Origin of the sequence: Nonomuraea sp. NPDC050733, from assembly GCF_040654215.1 — a bacterium.
Lineage (GTDB): Bacteria > Actinomycetota > Actinomycetes > Streptosporangiales > Streptosporangiaceae > Nonomuraea.
In genome coordinates this window covers 69,491-87,207 of record NZ_JBFAHO010000031.1, presented here as the reverse complement: position 1 = coordinate 87,207, position 17,717 = coordinate 69,491, and the positions used below count along the sequence as shown (strand labels likewise).

At 70.6% G+C, this 17,717-nt stretch carries 18 protein-coding genes; 6 read left to right on the top strand and 12 right to left on the bottom strand.

All coding sequences use genetic code 11. From position 1 onward, the window contains the following. Nucleotides 1–121: 121 nt before the first annotated feature. The 4 genes from AB0H64_RS33830 to AB0H64_RS33815 are packed head-to-tail and all read right to left on the bottom strand — an operon-like array spanning nucleotide 122 to nucleotide 4,360. Nucleotides 122–1,777: a ubiquinol-cytochrome c reductase cytochrome b subunit gene (locus AB0H64_RS33830; RefSeq protein ID WP_357632748.1), complete on the bottom strand. Its 1,656-nt coding sequence runs from the start codon at nucleotides 1,775–1,777 to the stop codon at nucleotides 122–124. Continuing rightward, nucleotides 1,774–2,889: a Rieske 2Fe-2S domain-containing protein gene (locus AB0H64_RS33825; protein ID WP_357632746.1), complete on the bottom strand. Its 1,116-nt coding sequence runs from the start codon at nucleotides 2,887–2,889 to the stop codon at nucleotides 1,774–1,776. The genes AB0H64_RS33830 and AB0H64_RS33825 overlap by 4 nt, the downstream gene beginning before the upstream one ends. After that, nucleotides 2,886–3,695: a c-type cytochrome gene (locus AB0H64_RS33820; protein ID WP_310715072.1), complete on the bottom strand. Its 810-nt coding sequence runs from the start codon at nucleotides 3,693–3,695 to the stop codon at nucleotides 2,886–2,888. The genes AB0H64_RS33825 and AB0H64_RS33820 overlap by 4 nt, the downstream gene beginning before the upstream one ends. A gap of 14 nt (nucleotides 3,696–3,709) precedes the next feature. Beyond that, nucleotides 3,710–4,360, bottom strand: a complete 651-nt coding sequence (locus AB0H64_RS33815; RefSeq protein WP_357632745.1) for a heme-copper oxidase subunit III — start codon at nucleotides 4,358–4,360, stop codon at nucleotides 3,710–3,712. Between the two features lie 198 nt (nucleotides 4,361–4,558). Here AB0H64_RS33815 and AB0H64_RS33810 point away from each other — a divergent pair, with 198 nt between their 5' ends. Both AB0H64_RS33810 and trpD read left to right on the top strand, forming a co-directional pair. After that, entirely contained in the window at nucleotides 4,559–4,957 is a 399-nt protein-coding gene (locus AB0H64_RS33810) for a hypothetical protein (protein WP_310715248.1), read from the top strand. 9 nt (nucleotides 4,958–4,966) lie between these two features. After that, entirely contained in the window at nucleotides 4,967–6,004 is a 1,038-nt protein-coding gene (gene trpD / locus AB0H64_RS33805) for an anthranilate phosphoribosyltransferase (RefSeq protein ID WP_357632743.1), read from the top strand. 311 nt (nucleotides 6,005–6,315) lie between these two features. On the opposite strand, the gene AB0H64_RS33800 is transcribed toward trpD, so the two are convergent. The 4 genes from AB0H64_RS33800 to AB0H64_RS33785 all read right to left on the bottom strand — a co-directional run bounded on the left by AB0H64_RS33800 (nucleotide 6,316) and on the right by AB0H64_RS33785 (nucleotide 10,513). Then, nucleotides 6,316–7,509, bottom strand: coding sequence for an Ig-like domain-containing protein (locus AB0H64_RS33800; RefSeq protein WP_357632741.1), 1,194 nt, complete (start codon nucleotides 7,507–7,509; stop codon nucleotides 6,316–6,318). Nucleotides 7,510–7,647: 138 nt separating this feature from the next. Next, the gene (locus AB0H64_RS33795) at nucleotides 7,648–8,061 is read right to left on the bottom strand and encodes a cytochrome c oxidase subunit 4 (RefSeq protein ID WP_310715079.1); all 414 of its coding nucleotides are present in this window, start codon (nucleotides 8,059–8,061) and stop codon (nucleotides 7,648–7,650) included. Continuing rightward, nucleotides 8,061–9,722: a cytochrome c oxidase subunit I gene (gene ctaD / locus AB0H64_RS33790; protein ID WP_357632739.1), complete on the bottom strand. Its 1,662-nt coding sequence runs from the start codon at nucleotides 9,720–9,722 to the stop codon at nucleotides 8,061–8,063. The genes AB0H64_RS33795 and ctaD overlap by 1 nt, the downstream gene beginning before the upstream one ends. Beyond that, complete coding sequence (locus AB0H64_RS33785; RefSeq protein ID WP_357632737.1) at nucleotides 9,719–10,513, bottom strand: cytochrome c oxidase subunit II; 795 nt, start codon at nucleotides 10,511–10,513, stop codon at nucleotides 9,719–9,721. The genes ctaD and AB0H64_RS33785 overlap by 4 nt, the downstream gene beginning before the upstream one ends. 254 nt (nucleotides 10,514–10,767) lie before the next feature. Between AB0H64_RS33785 and AB0H64_RS33780 the strand changes: the two genes are divergently transcribed. From AB0H64_RS33780 to AB0H64_RS33770, 3 genes are all read left to right on the top strand, one after another. Beyond that, the gene (locus AB0H64_RS33780) at nucleotides 10,768–11,901 is read left to right on the top strand and encodes a cysteine desulfurase family protein (RefSeq protein ID WP_357632735.1); all 1,134 of its coding nucleotides are present in this window, start codon (nucleotides 10,768–10,770) and stop codon (nucleotides 11,899–11,901) included. Continuing rightward, nucleotides 11,898–12,143, top strand: coding sequence for a sulfurtransferase TusA family protein (locus AB0H64_RS33775; RefSeq protein WP_310715084.1), 246 nt, complete (start codon nucleotides 11,898–11,900; stop codon nucleotides 12,141–12,143). The genes AB0H64_RS33780 and AB0H64_RS33775 overlap by 4 nt, the downstream gene beginning before the upstream one ends. A gap of 96 nt (nucleotides 12,144–12,239) precedes the next feature. Continuing rightward, complete coding sequence (locus AB0H64_RS33770; RefSeq protein ID WP_357632733.1) at nucleotides 12,240–12,674, top strand: CBS domain-containing protein; 435 nt, start codon at nucleotides 12,240–12,242, stop codon at nucleotides 12,672–12,674. 66 nt (nucleotides 12,675–12,740) lie between these two features. Here the strand turns inward: AB0H64_RS33770 and AB0H64_RS33765 are convergent, their stop codons facing one another. Together AB0H64_RS33765 and erpA are read right to left on the bottom strand one after the other, a co-directional pair. Beyond that, a complete protein-coding gene (locus AB0H64_RS33765; RefSeq protein ID WP_357632731.1) occupies nucleotides 12,741–13,727 on the bottom strand; it encodes a carbohydrate kinase family protein in 987 nt (328 codons plus the stop codon). Between the two features lie 111 nt (nucleotides 13,728–13,838). Then, complete coding sequence (erpA, locus tag AB0H64_RS33760; protein WP_049566397.1) at nucleotides 13,839–14,192, bottom strand: iron-sulfur cluster insertion protein ErpA; 354 nt, start codon at nucleotides 14,190–14,192, stop codon at nucleotides 13,839–13,841. A 179-nt stretch (nucleotides 14,193–14,371) separates the two neighbouring features. On the opposite strand from erpA, the gene nadA reads away from it, so the two are divergent. Further along, nucleotides 14,372–15,529 (top strand): quinolinate synthase NadA, encoded by a 1,158-nt coding sequence (gene nadA / locus AB0H64_RS33755; protein WP_357632730.1) that lies wholly within the window; start codon nucleotides 14,372–14,374, stop codon nucleotides 15,527–15,529. A gap of 6 nt (nucleotides 15,530–15,535) precedes the next feature. On the opposite strand, the gene AB0H64_RS33750 is transcribed toward nadA, so the two are convergent. Beyond that, nucleotides 15,536–16,177 carry an SIMPL domain-containing protein gene (locus tag AB0H64_RS33750; protein WP_357632729.1) on the bottom strand — a complete coding sequence of 214 codons (642 nt, stop codon included), beginning with the start codon at nucleotides 16,175–16,177 and terminating at the stop codon, nucleotides 15,536–15,538. Between the two features lie 112 nt (nucleotides 16,178–16,289). Further along, a complete protein-coding gene (locus tag AB0H64_RS33745; protein ID WP_357632728.1) occupies nucleotides 16,290–17,711 on the bottom strand; it encodes an alpha/beta fold hydrolase in 1,422 nt (473 codons plus the stop codon). Nucleotides 17,712–17,717 lie beyond the last annotated feature (6 nt).

Below are 17,717 nucleotides of genomic sequence, written 5' to 3'. Positions count from 1 at the left end.
AACACCCCCCTTGCCCCAAACACTTCCCCACCCCCCGCACCCCCCCTTCGGCCCGGCACCCCCCCCCCCCCCGGGCCCCGGGTCGGGCCGCCGGTCCAGGAAGGACCGGCGGCCCGGGTGGTCAGTGAGTCAGCGAGCGGTCCTCGCCGGACTCGACCGCGGCGTGCTCCTCGTCGTGGCCGTGACCGTGGCCCTCGTCGAGGGCGATCTTCTCGCCGCCGTACGCGCGGGACATGCGGGCCCGGAGCTTGCCGAGCGGACCGCGCATGCCCTTGGGCGGGATGCCGGCGCCGTCCGCCTCGACGGGCAGCATGGGCACCGCCTCCTTGCCGCGCACGTGAGCCTCGATGTCGTCCGCCGGGGGCGTGTGGACCTCGATGAACTCACCGTGCGGCAGCCGCTTGATGACACCCGACTCGACGCCGTGCGAGACGACGCCCGCGTCGTGGCGCTGCAGGCCGAGGCAGATGCGGTACGTGATGACGTACGCCAGCGCCGGCAGCAGGAACACCAGCACGCGACCGGCGTACGTCGTCCAGTTGAGCGAGATCTGGAAGTTCGCCGAGAGCTCGTCGTTGGCGCCGAGCAGCCACAGCACACCGTAGAACACGATGGCGGCCATGCCGATCGAGGTGCGGTGCGGGTTGTTGCGCGGGCGGTCGGCGACGTGGTGCTCGCGGTGGTCGCCGGTGATCCAGCGCTCCAGGAACGGGTACAGGGCGAGTCCCGTCATGACCAGGCCCAGCGGCACGAGCGCCGGGATGATCACGCTGAGCGGCAGCGTGCCCGCGTGGGCGGTGCCGAACATGTTGATCTCCCACGACGGCATGAGCCGCAGCGAGCCTTCGAGGAAGCCCATGTACCAGTCGGGCTGCGAGCCCGCCGAGATGTCCGCCGGCGTGTACGGGCCGAACAGCCAGATCGGGTTGATCTGGGTGAACGTCGCCAGCCCGGCGACCACTCCGAACGTGAACAGCGTGTACGCGCCGGCCTTGGCCATGAAGGCCGGGTAGAACGGCGCGCCCACCACGTTCTTGTTGGTGCGGGCCTTGCCGGGCATCTGGGTGTGCTTCTGCACCCACATGAGCACCAGGTGGGCCGACACGAGCGCCAGGATGAGGCCGGGGATGAGCAGGATGTGCAGCGAGTAGAACCGGGAGATGATGTCCTCGCCGGGATACTCGCCACCGAACAGGAAGAACGTGATGTACGTGCCGACCAGCGGCAGCGAGATCGCCACGCCCTCGGTGATCCGCAGACCGGCGCCGGACAGCAGGTCGTCGGGCAGGGAGTAGCCGGTGAGGCCCTCGACCAGCGCCAGCGTCAGCAGCAGGACGCCGATCAGCCAGTTGAGCTCGCGGGGCTTGCGGTAGGCGCCGGTGAAGAACACCCGGAGCATGTGCACCATCATGCCGGACACGAACAGCAGGGCCGCCCAGTGGTGCATCTGCCGCATGAGCAGGCCGCCGCGCACGTCGAAGCTGATCTCCAGCGACGACGCGTACGCCTCCGACATCATGACGCCCTTGAGCGGGGCGTAGGAGCCGTTGTAGGCGATCTCCCCCATGCTGGGCTTGAACCAGAGCGTCAGGAACGTGCCGGTCAGCAGCAGCAGGATGAAGGCGTAGAGCGCGATCTCACCGAGCAGGAACGACCAGTGGTCGGGAAAGACCTTCCGCAGGTTGCGCTTGAGGAAGTTGGCCCCCCCGATGCGCTCGTCGAGGAAGTTCGACGGACCGGCGATGCCCTTGGGAACCGTTGTCAGGTCGCTGCTCATGCGTGACCTCCCTTGGACCTGGCCTCGGCCTCGGCGTCGCCGCGCTCCCAGTAGCTGGGGCCGACGGGCACCGCGAAGTCGCCCTTGGCGATGAGGTAGCCCTGGTCGTCGACCGTGATCGGCAGCTGCGGCAGCGGCCGGGCGGCCGGGCCGAAGATGACCTTGGCGCCGTCGGCGGCGTCGAAGGTCGACTGGTGGCAGGGGCACAGGATGTGGTGGGTGGTCTGCTCGTACAGGGCCGCCGGGCAGCCCACATGCGTGCAGATCTTGGAGTAGGCCACGATGCCGTCGTGCGTCCAGTTGCTGTTGACGCCCGACTTGATCTCTTCCGGCCGGAACTTGATCAGGATCAGCGTGGCCTTGGCGAGGGCGTTGAGGTCATGCTGGTAGCCCTCGGGGACGACCGAGAGGATGCCGCCCGGCGAGTTGAAGTCCGCCGCGCGGATCGGCTGGCCGGTGCCCTCGACGACGAGGCGCAGCGGCTTGCCCTCCTTGGTCTTCTCGCCCCAGACCGTGTGGCGGAGCGTCTCGTTGAACTTCGCGCCGGGCATCTTCGAGTTGTCGAGGTCGCGCAGGAGGACCAGCGGGACCAGGCCCAGCGGAGCCGCCGCAAGCAGCAGGGTGCGGCGCAGCAGCGGGCGCTTGACGAACCCGCTCTCGTTGGCGCCCTGGATGAAGGTCTCGGCGACCACCTCACGGCTGTCCTCGTCGGAGGCCATCGTGTGGCGCTCCTGGATGAGGGAGTACTTCGGCATGATCTGGCGGACCCAGACCACGATGCCGACGGCCAGCCCCAGCAGCGCGAGCGTGAGAGTTCCGCCCAGCGCGAGGTTGGAGACCGCGGTGGCCTCCGGGCTGCCCACCTGGAAGACCACGTACGAGATGATGAACGCGATCGCCGCGAGGAAGGTGATCGTGAAGCAGAGCGCCACGATCTTCTCGGCCTTGCGAGCCTTGTTCGGGTCCTGGTACGTGACGCCGGGGACCTCGGTGTCGCCCCGGGCGGGCTCCACTCCGTCGCCGAGCATCGAGGTGCCCGGGGCGGGGGTGCCGATGACGCGCTTGGGTACGCGCTCGTCGGGCTGCTCGGTCTCGTGCTCGATGTCTGTCATGACTTCTGTCGCTTCTTCGCGGTGATCCAGATGGATGCGAGGATGAGGGCCACGATGCCCACCACCCAACCTACGAGACCCTCGGTCACGGGGCCGATCCGGCCCAGGCCGAAGCCTCCCGGGTCCTTCTGCTCGCGCACCTGGGTGATGTAGGCGATCATGCTGCGCTTCTCTTCGGGCGTGATCGTGGTGTCGTTGAACACCGGCATGGCCTGCGGCCCGGTGACCATCGCCTCGTAGATCTGCGCCGGAGTGGCCTGGTTGAGGTTCGGCGCGTACTTGCCCTGCGTCAGCGCGCCGCCCGCGCCTGCCCAGTTGTGGCACTGGATGCAGTTGGCGCGGAAGAGCTCGCCGCCCTTGCCGGCGTCACCGAGCGCGGGGTCGACCTGCTCCTTGCCGGGCACCTGCGGGCCGCCGCCGAGCGACTGCACGTAGGCGCCGATCTGGCGGATCTTGTCCGGCGTCACCCAGCCGGCGAGCGGCTTGCGCGGCACCTGTGCGCCCGGGTTGGAGGCCGGCATGCGGCCGGTGCTCATCTGGAAGTCGACGGCCGCGGCGCCCACGCCGATCAGCGTCGGCCCGGTCGACGTGCCCTGCGCGTTCATGCCGTGGCAGCTCGCGCAGTGGACCTCGAAGAGGCTCTTGCCCTCCGCGACGTCGTCCAGCTTGCCCGAGGCGAGAGCCGCGTCGGCGGGCCGGCCGGCCTGCACGAAGGCGGTATAAACCATCCCGACCAGCGCCAACGCCAAAATCAGGACGGCGTATCTCGCGAGGGGATGCCGCCGCCAAGCGGTGATCCTAGTCACAGAGATCCCGTTCCTTAACGAATGATGTAGATGGTCGCGAAAAGACCGATCCAGACGACGTCGACGAAGTGCCAGTAGTAGGACACGACGATCGCGCTGGTGGCCTGCTCATGCGTGAAGCGCTTCGCGGCGTACGTGCGTCCCAGCATGAACAGGAACGCGATCAGGCCACCGGTCACGTGCAGGCCGTGGAAGCCCGTCGTGAGGTAGAACACCGACGTGAATGCGTTGGCGGACAGGGTGGCGCCCTCGCTCGCCAGCTCGCCGTACTCGTACAGCTGACCGCCGACGAACACGGCGCCCATCAGGAAGCTGACGAGGTACCAGAAGCGGAGCTTGCCGACCTGTCCCTTCTCAGCGGCCCACACGCCCAGCTGGCACGTCACACTCGACAGCACCAGGATGATCGTGTTGGCCGTCGCGAACGGGATGTTCAGGTGAGCGCCTTCGGCGGTCGCGCCCTTCGGCAGCAGCGCAGGCCCCCATTCGAGGCCGTGGCCCTCGCTCACCGACCGGATGGTGAAGTACATCGCGAACAGCGCCGCGAAGAACATGAGCTCAGAGGACAGCCACACGATCGTCCCGACGCTGACCAGGTTGGGTCTGCGGGACGGATGTGCTGTCGTCGTCGAAGTTATTGCGGATGCTGTCGCCACGGGCAGCATTATTGCGGCTCCGGGTGTCGGTCCGGCGCACGACCCCCCGTTAGCGGGGGTCCGGAGACCACCAAGCTGGGATGATTCCCGCAAATCACGCGCCTGGGACGGCTCCCTGGGACTGCACGCCGTCGCACCGGTACGATCCCAGGTGACCATATACCGCTTCGACCGATAGTGAGCGCGACCGTGAGCACCGACGACACCATGAAGGTCCTCGTCTACAGCGACGACGCCACCACCCGCGAGGAGGTGCGGCTGGCGCTCGGCCGCCGTCCGGCCGCCGACGTGCCGTTCGTGGAGGTCGTCGAGTGCGCCACCGAGCCCAAGGTCCACCAGTGGCTCGCCTCCGGCGAGATCGACGTCGCCGTGCTCGACGGCGAGACCCAGCCGGCCGGCGGCATGGGCGTGAGCCGGCAGGCCAAGGACGAGGTCTACGACTGCCCGCCGATCTGCCTGATCATCGCCAGGCGCGACGACCGCTGGCTGGCCGAGTGGTCGAAGGCCGACGCCGTCGTCCCGCAGCCGCTGGAGCCCCTGGTGGTCGCCGAGACCGTCGCCGACCTCATGCGCCGCCGTTCCTCGACCCGACTCAACGCTAAGTAGGTGCCCTCCGTGGATGCCCGGACCACCTGGCCGGCCCTGCTGTCGGCGCTCCTCGCCGGGGAGCACCTCACCGCCGACGAGACCGCATGGGCGATGAGAGAGATCATGTCCGGCTCCGCGACGCCCGCGCAGATCGCCGGCTTCGCCGTGGCGCTGCGCGCCAAGGGCGAGACCGTGGCAGAGGTGGCCGGGCTGGCCCGCACCATGCTGGAGCTGGCCACGCCGCTGGTCGTGGAGGGCCCGGTGGTCGACGTCGTCGGCACCGGCGGCGACCGCGCCCACACGGTCAACGTCTCCACGATGGCGGCGATCGTGGCCGCCGCCGCGGGGGCGCGCGTGGTCAAGCACGGCAACCGCGCCGCCAGCTCCTCGTGCGGCGCCGCCGACGTCCTGGAGCACCTCGGCATCCGCCTCGACCTCACGCCCGAGCAGACCGCCCGGGTCGCGCGGGAGGCGGGCATCGCGTTCTGCTTCGCGCCCGTCTACCACCCGGCGCTGCGCTTCGCCGGTCCGCCGCGCAAGGAGATCGGCGTCCCGACGGTCTTCAACTTCCTCGGTCCGCTCACCAACCCGGCCCGGCCGGCGGCCCAGGCGATCGGCGTCTACGACGCGGGCATGCTGCCGGTGCTGGCGGGGGTCTTCGCCGAGCGAGGCGTGTCGGCGCTGGTGTTCCGCGGCGACGACGGCCTCGACGAGCTGACGATCTCCACCACCTCGACGGTGTGGACGGTCCGCGACGGCGCCGCCACGCAGACGGTGTTCGACCCGGCGGTCCTGGGCATCCCGCGCGCCGACGCGGCCGCGCTGCGGGGCGGCGACGTGACGTTCAACGCCCAGGCGGTGCGCGACCTGGTCCGCGGCGTGACCGGGCCGGTGCGCGACGCGGTGCTGCTCAACGCCGCCGCCGCGCTGGTCGCGCTCGACGGGCCCGGCGACGACCTCGACTCGGCCATGATCGACGCGTACGCGCGGGCGACGCAGGCGGTCGACTCCGGCCGGGCCGCCGCGACCCTCGACCGCTGGGTCGAGGTGAGCCGCGCCGCCTGACGGCGCCCCCACGCGACCGGACGCGGCCCGGGACGTCCACGGCTTCACCAGCCGGCACGCCCCGGGCCGCGTCCGCAAGGTCCCTACGCCGGCCGAGGGCCCGCCCTTACGCCCTGACCGCGTTCGCGTCCATACGGCCCGCACACGACCGATGGCCTGCCCTGACACCCCTGCCGCGTTCGCGTCTGTACGGCCCACACACGGCCGATGGCCTGCCCCTACGCCCTCTGCGTCACCCGCGGCCCATCGGCCGCGGGGAACACCTCACAGCGCCGCGCGGAGCCTCTGCACGGCGCTGCCGGAGACGTTCGTCAGAACCCCACGGTGGGCCCGTCCTTGATCGAGCTCCACTTGAGCCATTCCTTCCAGTTCTCCTGCCAGTGCCCCCAGCCGTTGGTGGGCTCCAGCACCCGCGGCGATCCCGTGATGATGATCGGGTCGCCGATCAGGGTGTTGTCCAGGAACCACTTGGCGTTCTCCGGGCTGACGTTCACGCAGCCGTGGCTGACGTTGGAGTTGCCCTGCGCCCCCACCGACCAGGGCGCGCTGTGCACGTACTCGCCGCTGTTGGAGATCCGGACCGTGTTGTAGACCGTGAGCTGGTAGTAGCCGGACTCGCCGGGACCGATGCCGGGCGAGGTCATGACCGTCACGGGCTCCCGGGACATGGCCAGGTGGATGCCGGAGGTCGTGTAGAACTTCCAGGCGCCGCCCTGCCCCGCGCTCATCGGCATGGTGCGGATCACCTTGCCGTCGCGCTTGACGGTCAGGACGTGGTTCTGGGTGGTGCCGCGGGTGATCTGCTCGCGGCCGATGCGGAAGTCGAGCCGCACGTCGCGCTTGCCGTACATGCCCTCGCCGCCGCGCACGCCGGCCAGCCGGGCGTCCAGGCGGACCTTGGTGCGGGCGGGCCAGTACTCGGTCGGCCGGAAGTCGACGTGCCGGTCGTCGAACCAGTGCCACGCGCCCTGAACGGGCTTGGAGCTCTGCACGGTGAGGTTGCGCTCGATCGCGACCCGGTCGGTGATCGGCTTGTCGAAGGTGATCATGATCGGCATGCCGACGCCCACCGTGGTGCCGGTGTCGGTGCTGTTGGGGGTGATGTACTCGATGTCGAAGGTCTGGGTCGCCTTGACCGTGGTGAAGGTGCTGGTGGTCTCCTTGCGCTTGCCGTCGGCGTTGACGGCGACGGTCCGCACCGTGTATTTCGTGCCGGGCCTGGCGGTCTGGTTGCTGCGCCAGCGGGTGCCGTCGGCGCTGATGACGCCGGGCAGGTCGCCCTGGTCGCTGGTGACGTGGACGCTGGTGAGCCGGCCGGCGTCGGCGGCCACGACGACGGGCTCCTCGGTCTGCACGTCCCGGGCCCGGTCGCCCGGGACGACGGCCACAGAGACGGCCGGGGCGGCGGCGGGTTTGACGGCCTGTTTGGTCGCGGTGGTGGCGGTACACGCCGTCAGCAGTGACAGCGAGAGCAGACCAACCGATCCATACGTGAAGCGCCCCACGAGTACTCCCCCGTCCCGTTCGGTCCCTTCGCCTCCTGTTTTACCCTGAGTGATGGATTCGCCACTTTGTGTGGCGGTAAAGATCATCAAAAAGCGGGCGCCCTCCCCCAAGGAGGACACCCGCTTCGACGGCTCGTGTCAGTGCGAGAAGTTGCCCCGGTAGTACTGGAACACGAAGCCGATCATGGCCATGATGACCAGGAAGATTCCGATCATGAACATCCAGAGGCCGACGACGAACCCGGCGAAGGCGAAGGCCGCCGCCAGGCAGAGGAACAGCGGCCACCAGCTGCTCGGGCTGAAGAAGCCGATCTCACCCGCGCCGTCGCTGATGTCGGCCTGCTTGTTGTCCTCCGGCTGGGCGCCGATGCGCCGCGCCGTGAACATCAGGTAGTAGCCGATCATGAACGCGAAGCCCACCGAGATGGCCATGGCGGTGGTGCCCACCGGCTCACCGTGGCCCGTCGCGGCCTTCGTCCAGAACCAGTAGGCGACGTCGACTCCGGCGAAGAAGACGCCGCACAGCAGGAACAGCCAACCCTGGACCTTCATCAGGCCTCGACCTCCTGGGCGGACTTGGCGGACGTGTGCGGGTAGTGCAGGTCGAACGCCGGGCGCTCCGAGCGGATGCGCGGCAGCGACGTGAAGTTGTGCCGCGGCGGCGGGCAGGAGGTCGCCCATTCGAGCGAGCCGCCGAAGCCCCACGGGTCGTCCACGGTGACCTTGGGAGCGCTGCGCCAGGTCTTCCACACGTTGTAGAAGAACGGCAGCGTGGAGGCGCCGAGCACGAAGGCGCCCACCGACGAGATCATGTTGAGGTCGGTGAAGCCGTCGAGCGGGCTGTAGTCGGCGTAGCGGCGCGGGAAGCCCGCCACGCCCAGCCAGTGCTGGATGAGGAAGGTCGTGTGGAAGCCGATGAACAGCAGCCAGAAGTGGACCTTGCCGAGCCGGTCGTCGAGCATCTTGCCGGTGAACTTCGGCCACCAGAAGTAGAAGCCCGCGAACATCGCGAACACGACCGTGCCGAACACCACGTAGTGGAAGTGGGCCACCACGAAGTAGGTGTCGCTGATGTGGAAGTCCAGCGGCGGGGAGGCCAGGATGACGCCGGTCAGGCCGCCGAGGAGGAAGGTGATGAGGAAGCCGATCGAGAACAGCATCGGCGCCTCGAAGCTCAGATGGCCTCGCCACATCGTGCCGATCCAGTTGAAGAACTTCACGCCCGTCGGCACCGCGATGAGGAACGTCATGAACGAGAAGAACGGCAACAGGACTTGCCCGGTGGGGAACATGTGGTGCGCCCACACCGTGATCGACAGGCCGGCGATCGCGATGGTCGCCCCGATCAGGCTGATGTAACCGAAGATCGGCTTACGGCTGAAGACCGGCAGGATCTCCGTCACGATGCCGAAGAACGGCAGCGCGATGATGTACACCTCGGGATGGCCGAAGAACCAGAACAGGTGCTGCCACAGGATCGGCCCGGCGTTCGCCGAGTCGAAGATGTGGGTGCCGAGCTTGCGGTCGGCCTCCAGGGCGAGCAGCGCGGCGGCCAGCACCGGGAACGCCATGAGCACGAGCATGCTGGTCAGCAGGATGTTCCAGGTGAAGATCGGCATGCGGAACATCGTCATGCCGGGAGCGCGCATGCAGATGATCGTGGTGATGAAGTTGACCGCGCCCAGGATGGTGCCGAGGCCCGACAGCGCCAGACCCATGATCCACAGGTCGCCGCCCATGCCGGGCGAGTAGACCACGCTGGACAGCGGGGTGTAGGCGAACCAGCCGAAGGAGGCGGCGCCGTTGGGGGTGAAGAAGCCCGACACGGCGATGGTGCTGCCGAACAGGTAGAGCCAGTAGCTCACCATGTTGAGGCGCGGGAAGGCGACGTCGGGGGCGCCGATCTGCAGCGGCATCAGCTCGTTGGCGAAGCCGGCGAACAGCGGCGTCGCGAACATCAGCAGCATGATCGTGCCGTGCATGGTGAACAGCTGGTTGAACTGCTCGTTGCTGGTGAACTGCAGGCCCGGCTGCGCCAGCTCCGCCCGCATCACCAGCGCCATGACGCCGCCGATGAGGAAGAAGATGAACGACGTGATCAGGTACAGGTGACCGATGATCTTGTGGTCGGTGGAGGACAGCCACTTGGCGATGATCCGGCCCTTGGGTGTGGGCCTTGCCGTCGTCCGGAGGGGCTCTTGGATGGCGGTCACTGGGCGCTCCCAGTCTGGGTCGCGATGTACTGGTCGTACTCGGCCTGCGGAACGAGCTTGACGTTGAACAGCATGCGGCTGTGGTCCACTCCGCACAGCTCGGCGCAGCGGCCGGCGTAGACGCCGGGCTTGTTCAACGTGGTGATCTCGAACTTCCGGCCCTTGTCGTTCTCCAGGAGGCCGGGGATCACGTCACGCTTGAACAGGAACGCCGGCACCCAGAAGGAGTGGATGACGTCGGGGGAGGACAGGTCGAACTCCACGCGCTTGTTCACGGGCAGGACGAGCTGGGGACCCTGGTGGTAGTCGCTGACCGGCTGGCCGGTGACGGGCTTGAGCGTCTTGCCGCCGACGGTCGTGGTGAAGCGCCAGCTCCACTGGAACGCCTCGACCTTGACCTGGACATCCGGATTGCCCGGCAGGGCCTGCAGGTCGCGGGTGTCACGGGCGGTGAAGAAGAAGAACACCGACACCATGACGAGCGGCACCAGGGTGTAGAAGATCTCGATCGGCAGGTTGTAGCGAACCTGCGGAGGCAGCTCTGCCTTGGCCCGTCGCCGGGTGTGGAAGATGCACGCCCACACGATCAGGACGATGACCACGAGACCCGTGGCGAGCGCGGCGATCCAGGCGCCGTTCCACAGATTGGTGATGGTGTCACCCTGGGTGGTGATGCTCGTCGGAAGGAGGCCACGAGACCAGTCGGCCTTGGGAACGTCATTAGCACACGCCGTCACGGTGGCCAGCAGCAACGCCAAAGCGGCGGCGCGCGGCACCCCGCGCCGGGCCAACGAACGCCGTGTCGAACGGCGAGTCGGACTCACGGATCGCCTACCCCACAGATGAAGCCCAAGAGTCACTCTTGGGCGCTCGTATTTCCAAATGCACAGCTGATTGCAGACACATTAGCGTGCAAGGGCCCCGCCCTCCCGCGCGCCCCCTCGGATGGCGCGCCCCTGGCGGGGCCCGGTGTCTCCTGCCGGAGACGGCCGGGCGGCCCGGGAGCCGGCCGCGAGCGGACCGGCGCGGGTGGGACGATGGTCACGTGGCGTACTTCGACGCGGCCTCGACCGAGCCGCTGCACCCCCGGGCGCGCGAGGCGCTCCTGGCGGCGATCGACGTCGGCTGGGCCGACCCCGCGAGGCCGTACACCCAGGCCCGCCGGGCGCATCTGCTGCTGGAGCAGGCGCGCTCGGAGGTGGCCGAGGTGCTGGGCGCGCGTCCCGACGAGGTGTCGTTCACCTCTTCGGGCACGCAGGCCGTGCATCTCGGCGTCCTCGGCACCCTACACGGCAGGCGCAGGGCCGGACGCCACCTCGTCACGGCCGCGGTGGAGCACTCCAGCGTGCTCCACGCCGCCCAGCTGCACGAACGCGACGGCGGCACGGTCGAGACGGTCGGCGTGAGCCTGACCGGCCGGGTCGACCCGGCCGCCTTCGAGGCCGCCGTGGCGCGGGAGGGCACCGCGCTGGCGTGCCTGCAGACCGCCAACCACGAGGTGGGCACGCTGCAGCCGGTGGCCGAGGCCGCCGAGGCGTGCCGGCGGCTCGGGGTCCCGCTGCTGGTCGACGCGGCGCAGACCGCCGGCCGGCTGCCGGTTCCCCCGGGGTGGTCGGTCCTGACGGCCAGCGCCCACAAGTGGGGCGGCCCGGCCGGGGTGGGCGTGCTGGCCGTGCGCAAGGGCACGAGGTTCCGCTCGTTCCTGCCGGAGGACGAGCGGGAGCGCCGCCGCGTGCCGGGCTTCGAGAACGTGCCGGCGGCCGTGGCCGCCGCGGCGGCGCTGCGCGCCATGGCCGAGGAGGCCGCCGTGGAGCAGCGGCGCCTGTCGGAGCTGGTCGGGCGGATCAGGGAGACGGTTCCGAAGATCGTCCCGGACGTCGAGGTGATCGGCGAGCCCGTCGAGCGGGCGCCGCACATCGTGACGTTCTCGTGCCTGTACGTGGACGGCGAGGTGCTCCTCGGCGAGCTGGACAAGGCGGGGTTCGCGGTCTCGTCCGGCAGCTCCTGCACCGCTAGTACGCTTCGTCCATCGCACGTCCTGGAAGCGATGGGCGTGCTCACCCATGGCAACGTGCGGGTCTCCCTGCCCAGGGGCGCCACCGCGGACGAGGTCGACAGGTTCCTCGCCGTGCTGCCCGAGCTGGTGCGCCGGATCCGCCACGACGCAGGAGTCGCATGACCGAGGTCACCACGCCGGCACTGACGATCGACGCACTCGGGAAGAAGTGCCCGATCCCGATCATCATGCTCGCCGAGCAGATCAACCACGTGCCGCTCAACTCCGTGGTGGCCGTCCTGGCCGACGACCCGGCCGCCTACGCGGACGTGCCGGCCTGGTGCCGCCTCAAGTCGCACCGCCACGTCGGCTCGTACGAGCTGCCGGGCGGTGGCTGGTCGATCCACGTCCGGCGCAACTACTGACCCCCGCCCCCGTGGTCGTTCCATGTGGCTTGTGACCCGATCTGGGTAGGGCCACTGCGGACCGGAGACGGCTCACCGACCGCTCAAGGGGGAGAGATGACCGAAGGACACCCGCACGAGACCGCACGCGACGTGATGAACCCGGGCGCCGAGTGCCTGCCGGCCCACGAGTCACTCGACCGGGCCGCGCAGCTCATGCGCAACGGCAACATCGGGGCGCTGCCCGTCTGCGACTCCGACGGGCGGGTCATCGGGATCATCACCGACCGCGACATCGTGATCAAGTGTGTGGCCGAGGGCCGCGACCCCGCGCAGGTGCGGGCCGGCGACCTCACGGCGGACCTGGTGGCGGTGACACCCGACGCCCCGCTGGCGGAGGCGCTGTCGCGCATGGAGGAGCACCAGATCAAGCGGCTGCCGGTGGTCGAGGGCGACCACGTGGTGGGCATGATCAGCGAGGCCGACCTGGCCAGGCACCTGCCGGACGCCCAGCTCGCGGAGTTCGTCCACCGCGTCTACGCGCACGGCTGACGACAGGACGGGGACCCGCGAGCCGGCGGTGCGCTCGGCCTCGCGGGTCCGTCCGTGCCGGGGCCTCTAGGGGTGGTGGCAGCGCACGTGGGCGCCGACCTCGGCGGCGGCCTCGGCGCCGTAGGCGGCGGCGAAGCGCTCCAGGAAGACCTTCTGGCCCAGCTCGTACTCCTGGCCGCCGACGTTCTCCAGCACGTGGGTGGCCGTCAGGTTGCCGATCTGGCCGCAGCGCTCCAGCGACACGCCCCAGGCCAGGCCGGCCAGGAAGCCGGCGCGGAAGGCGTCGCCGACGCCCGTCGGGTCGACCTTGCCCCGCTCCGGGGCGGGGGCGACGTGGATGGGCGGCTCGCCGTGGCGGTCGATGACCGCGCCCTTGGGGCCGAGCGTGATGACGCGGACGCCGACGCGGGACAGGATCTCCTCGTCGGACCAGCCGGTCTTCTGCTCGATGAGCCCCTTCTCGTAGTCGTTGGAGAACAGGTAGGCGGCGCCGTCGACGAGGTCGCGGATCTGGTCGTCGGCCATGCGCGCGAGCTGCTGGGACGGGTCGGCGGCGAACGGGATCCCGCGCTGGCGGCACTCGTCGGTGTGGCGCAGCATCGCGTCGGGGTCGTTGGGGCTGACCAGCACGAGGTCGAGACCGCCCACCCGGGCGGCGACCGGCTGCAGCTCGATGAGCCGCGCCTCGGCCATCGCCCCGGTGTAGAAGGAGGCGATCTGGTTGTGGTGCTCGTCGGTGGTGCACAGGAAACGGGCCGTGTGGCGGCTCTCGGAGACGTGCACCGAGCCGCAGTCGACGCCGTGGCGCTCCAGCCAGGAGTGGTAGTCGGCGAAGTCGTTGCCGACCGCGCCCACCAGGACCGGCTTCAGGCCCAGGCAGCCCATGCCGAAGGCGATGTTCGCCGCGCACCCGCCGCGGCGGATCTGCAGGTCGTCGACCAGGAACGAGAGTGACACCCGGTCGAGCTGCTCGGCGATGAGCTGGTCACCGAAACTTCCGGGGAACGTCATCAGTTGGTCGGTCGCGATGGAGCCGGTGACGGCGATGCGCACGGGATTCTTCTTCCTCGTTGTCAGCAAGCCAAATGAGCCCCCCGAGAATACGCGAAGGTCCCGCACGCACAAAGGCGAGCGGGACCGTGTCGGTGACTACCCGTCAGACGACTAGTTGAAGGAGTCGCCGCACGCGCACGAGCCGGTGGCGTTGGGGTTGTCGATGGTGAAACCCTGCTTCTCGATCGTGTCGACGAAGTCGATGGACGCGCCCATGAGGTACGGGGCGCTCATCCTGTCGGTCACGACGCTCACGCCGCCGAAGTCGGTGACGACGTCACCGTCCATCGAGCGGTCGTCGAAGAAGAGCTGGTAGCGCAGGCCGGAGCAGCCACCCGGCTGCACGGCCACGCGCAGCTGCAGGCCTTCCTCGCCCTGCTGCTCGAGCAGGCTCTTGACCTTGGCGGCGGCCGCGTCAGTCAGGATCAGGCCCTGCGTCGTGGTCTCGCTGCTCTCAACCGTCATCTGCTGACTCCCTAACCCGGCTGTCTCTTTCTGACGTCCTACTCAGACGCTACCAACACCTCGGGGATGCCCGGCATTCCCCTGCCTCCCCTGGTTCTTTCCACCCCCTACCCACCCGGGACGCGACCATCGCGCGCCGTGTGCCATCATCAGTATCGTCAGTCCGACGATAAGGGGGTGTGGCCGTGGCCACCCAGACTGGTCTGCCGCTCTTCGTCCTCGGCAGGGGCGCCGATCCGCACGCCGAGCGGGGGGTGGACTGCCCCGGCGAGCTGCCGCCCGCCTCCGACCCCGGCCTGGTGGACCGGGCGCGTAAGGCCAAGGAGGCGCTGGGCGACCGGCTGTTCGTGCTGGGCCACCACTACCAGCGCGACGAGGTCATCCAGTTCGCCGACGTGACCGGTGACTCCTTCAAGCTGGCGCAGCAGGCCGCCGCCCGGCCGGAGGCGGAGTACATCGTCTTCTGCGGCGTGCACTTCATGGCCGAGTCGGCCGACATCCTCACCGGCGACGCCCAGAAGGTGATCCTCCCGGACCTCGCCGCCGGGTGCTCGATGGCCGACATGGCCACGTTCGACCAGGTGGAGGAGTGCTGGGAGGCGCTGGAGGACGCGGGCCTGGCCGGCGAGGTGATCCCCGTCACGTACATGAACTCCAGCGCGGACATCAAGGCGTTCTGCGGTCGCAACGGCGGCGCGGTCTGCACCTCCTCCAACGCGCGCCGCGCGCTGGAGTGGGCGTTCGGGCAGCGCGGCAAGGTGCTGTTCCTGCCCGACCAGCACCTCGGCCGCAACACGGCCGTGCTGGAGATGGGCATGTCGCTGGACGACTGCGTGGTGTGGAACCCGCACCGCCCCAACGGGGGCCTGACGCGCGAGCAGCTCGAGCGCGCCAAGATGATCCTCTGGAAGGGCCACTGCTCGGTGCACGGCCGCTTCACGGCCGACTCGGTCGACGACGTACGGCGGCGCGTGCCGGGCGTGAACGTGCTCGTCCACCCGGAGTGCCGGCACGAGGTGGTGCTCAAGGCCGACCACGTCGGCTCCACCGAGCACATCATCAAGACGCTGGAGGCGGCGCCCGCCGGGTCGAGCTGGGCGATCGGCACCGAGCTGAACCTGGTCAAGCGGCTCGCCGGGATGTTCCCGGACAAGAACGTCTCGTTCCTGGACCGGACGGTCTGCTACTGCTCCACCATGAACCGCATCGACCTGCCGCACCTGGTGTGGGCGCTGGAGTCGCTGGCGCTGGGCGAGGTGGTCAACCAGATCACGGTGGACGAGGACACCGCGCACTGGGCGCGGGTCGCCCTCGACCGCATGCTGGCCCTCCCCTAGCGCCCGCTAGAACTCGGGAGCGACGGGAACGGTGTCGCCGAACGCGTAGACCACCCGGACGCCGACCGACAAGGTCTGGCGCCCGGGGCTGACCGACGAGCGGTCCTCGGCCGCCATGGCGGCGAACGCCATCGGCTGGGGGCCGCCCCTCGCCTCCTCGGTGACCGACACGACCCGGCCGAGGGGTCTCCCGGCCAGCCGGGCGTACTCGGCGGCCTTGGCGGCGGCGTCACGGAACGCCCGCTCCCGGGCCTGCGCCAGCGCCTCGGACGGGTCGGACAGCTCGAAGGACACGCCGCCGAGCCGCGCCTCCTCCCCCACCCCGGCGGCCGCGTCGACGACCCGGTCGGCCCTGGCCAGGTCGCGCACCACGGCCTCGACCCCCTGGGCCGCCCGGTACCCGGACACCTTGGGGTAGGCCTCGTACTCGGGGCCGAGAGACAGCTCGCTCGTACGCAGGTCCTCCCGGGCGACGCCGGCCCCGCGCAGGGCGGCCTCCAGCCGGGCGGCGGCGGTCCTGACGGCGGCGAACGCCTGCGCGGCCGAGGCGCCGCGCACCTCGACACCGGCGCTCAGCCGCATGACGTCGGGCGCGGCGGAGGCGGACCCCTCACCGGCGACCGCGATCTGTTCGTGTTCGGTGGTCACACGCGCCCCTTCGTGGACGTGTTACGCGGACAGGCCTTCGTGGACGTGTTCGTCTTGCGTGTGCGGTTCCGGGTGTGCCGTCCTTCCCGCCATTCTGCTGGCCGCCCGAGGGTCATGCCAGGGTCGTCAGCGCCACCGGGTCCCGGAGCAGGGCCCGGCGCGGAACGCGGACCAGCTCGGCCCGCAGCGGGGCGGCCACCCGCTCGCCGCGGGAGCGCCACCGGCTCGTGCTGACCACGACGACCGGGACGGCCGGCATGGGTTGCCCGGCGCGCAGGCGGCGCAGCCCGGCGGCCATGTCGCGGCGGGCCAGCCACTCCCCCGCCATCGCGGCCGCCGTCCTCCCCAGCCGGCCGGCACCCGGACGGGCGGGCGAGACCGGGGCGTACAGGCGGGCCAGGACCGGGGCGGCCAGCTCGGCGAGGGCCGCGGCGCCCCACGTGCCGCCCAGGGCGGGCAGCCAGCGGGCCGCCTCCCGGACCGGCTCCGACGGGCCGCGCGGACCCGGCGCCACGGGGGCCGGGTCCACGAGGACCAGCCCGGCCACCCGCAGCGGGTGCAGCCGGGCGAACGCCTCCGCGTGCCAGGCGGCGTGTCCATGGGCGACGACTGTGACGCGCTCGGGGTGCGCGGGGGCGAGCGCCGCCAGGCGGGCCGCCTCGCCGTACAGGGTGGGCGGCACGGGCGAGGCGGGGGCGTCGCCCAGTCCGGGGCGGTCGAAACGGATCACCCTGCGCCCGCGCGCCGACGCGCCCGCCAACCGCTCCCACGACAGCCACGCGCCGCCGAGACCGGAGGTGAGGATCACGGCGGGCCCGGCGCCGGCCCCGTACCCCGGTGCGGGTCCGGCCACCGGCGCCTGGCCCGGTGGGGCGGCGAGGAGCAGCCTGAGCCCCGCGTACACGAGCCAGCCCGCGAGGAGCGCGACCTGGACGCGTTGTACGGCCCCCGCGCCGGGCGGAAGCCCCAGGACGGCCGGAGCCGCGCCCGGGGCGAGCGTGAGGGCGGTCGCGGCGCCGGAGGCGAGCGTGAGGGCGGCCGGGGCCGCGCCGGGGGCGAGAACGAGGAACGGGACGACCAGCACGCCGGCGGCGGCCGTGAGGACGGCCGCCCCCAGGGACGCGCCCGCCAGCAGCGCGGCCGGCCAGGTGTGCCAGCGCAGGCTCAGCAGCACCATGGCGGCCACCCCGCACGCCACGGACGGCACCCCGGCCACGACGTGGACGTGGTGGGCCAGCGACCGCGCCCGGTGCGCGCACGACGGGTCGCTCAGCACCGCGCAGTCCAGCGGCAACGCGGCACCGGCGATCGTCAGCACCGCGAAGACGGCCAGCAGCAGCCAGCCCGCTCCCTCGCCGTCCGTCCGGGGCGCGAGGGCCACGCCGAGCAGGCAGGCCAGGCCGGCCAGCGCGTCGGTGGCCCGGAACAGGCGCGTCCATGGCTGGTCGCGGGCGGCCAGCTCGCTCACGTAGCCGGCGGCGCCGCCCAGGGCGGGGGTGGTGAACTGCCCGGTCACCCAGGCGCTGGCGAGCACGGCGGC

Excerpts from the sequence above, each read along its gene's own strand:
- AB0H64_RS33830 (WP_357632748.1), bottom strand. The coding sequence starts at position 1,777 with ATGAGCAGCGACCTGACAACGGTTCCCAAGGGCATCGCCGGTCCGTCG.
- AB0H64_RS33825 (WP_357632746.1), bottom strand. The coding sequence starts at position 2,889 with ATGACAGACATCGAGCACGAGACCGAGCAGCCCGACGAGCGCGTACCC.
- AB0H64_RS33815 (WP_357632745.1), bottom strand. The coding sequence starts at position 4,360 with ATGCTGCCCGTGGCGACAGCATCCGCAATAACTTCGACGACGACAGCA.
- AB0H64_RS33810 (WP_310715248.1), top strand. The coding sequence starts at position 4,559 with ATGAAGGTCCTCGTCTACAGCGACGACGCCACCACCCGCGAGGAGGTG.
- AB0H64_RS33795 (WP_310715079.1), bottom strand. The coding sequence starts at position 8,061 with ATGAAGGTCCAGGGTTGGCTGTTCCTGCTGTGCGGCGTCTTCTTCGCC.
- AB0H64_RS33775 (WP_310715084.1), top strand. The coding sequence starts at position 11,898 with ATGACCGAGGTCACCACGCCGGCACTGACGATCGACGCACTCGGGAAG.
- AB0H64_RS33770 (WP_357632733.1), top strand. The coding sequence starts at position 12,240 with ATGACCGAAGGACACCCGCACGAGACCGCACGCGACGTGATGAACCCG.
- erpA (WP_049566397.1), bottom strand. The coding sequence starts at position 14,192 with ATGACGGTTGAGAGCAGCGAGACCACGACGCAGGGCCTGATCCTGACT.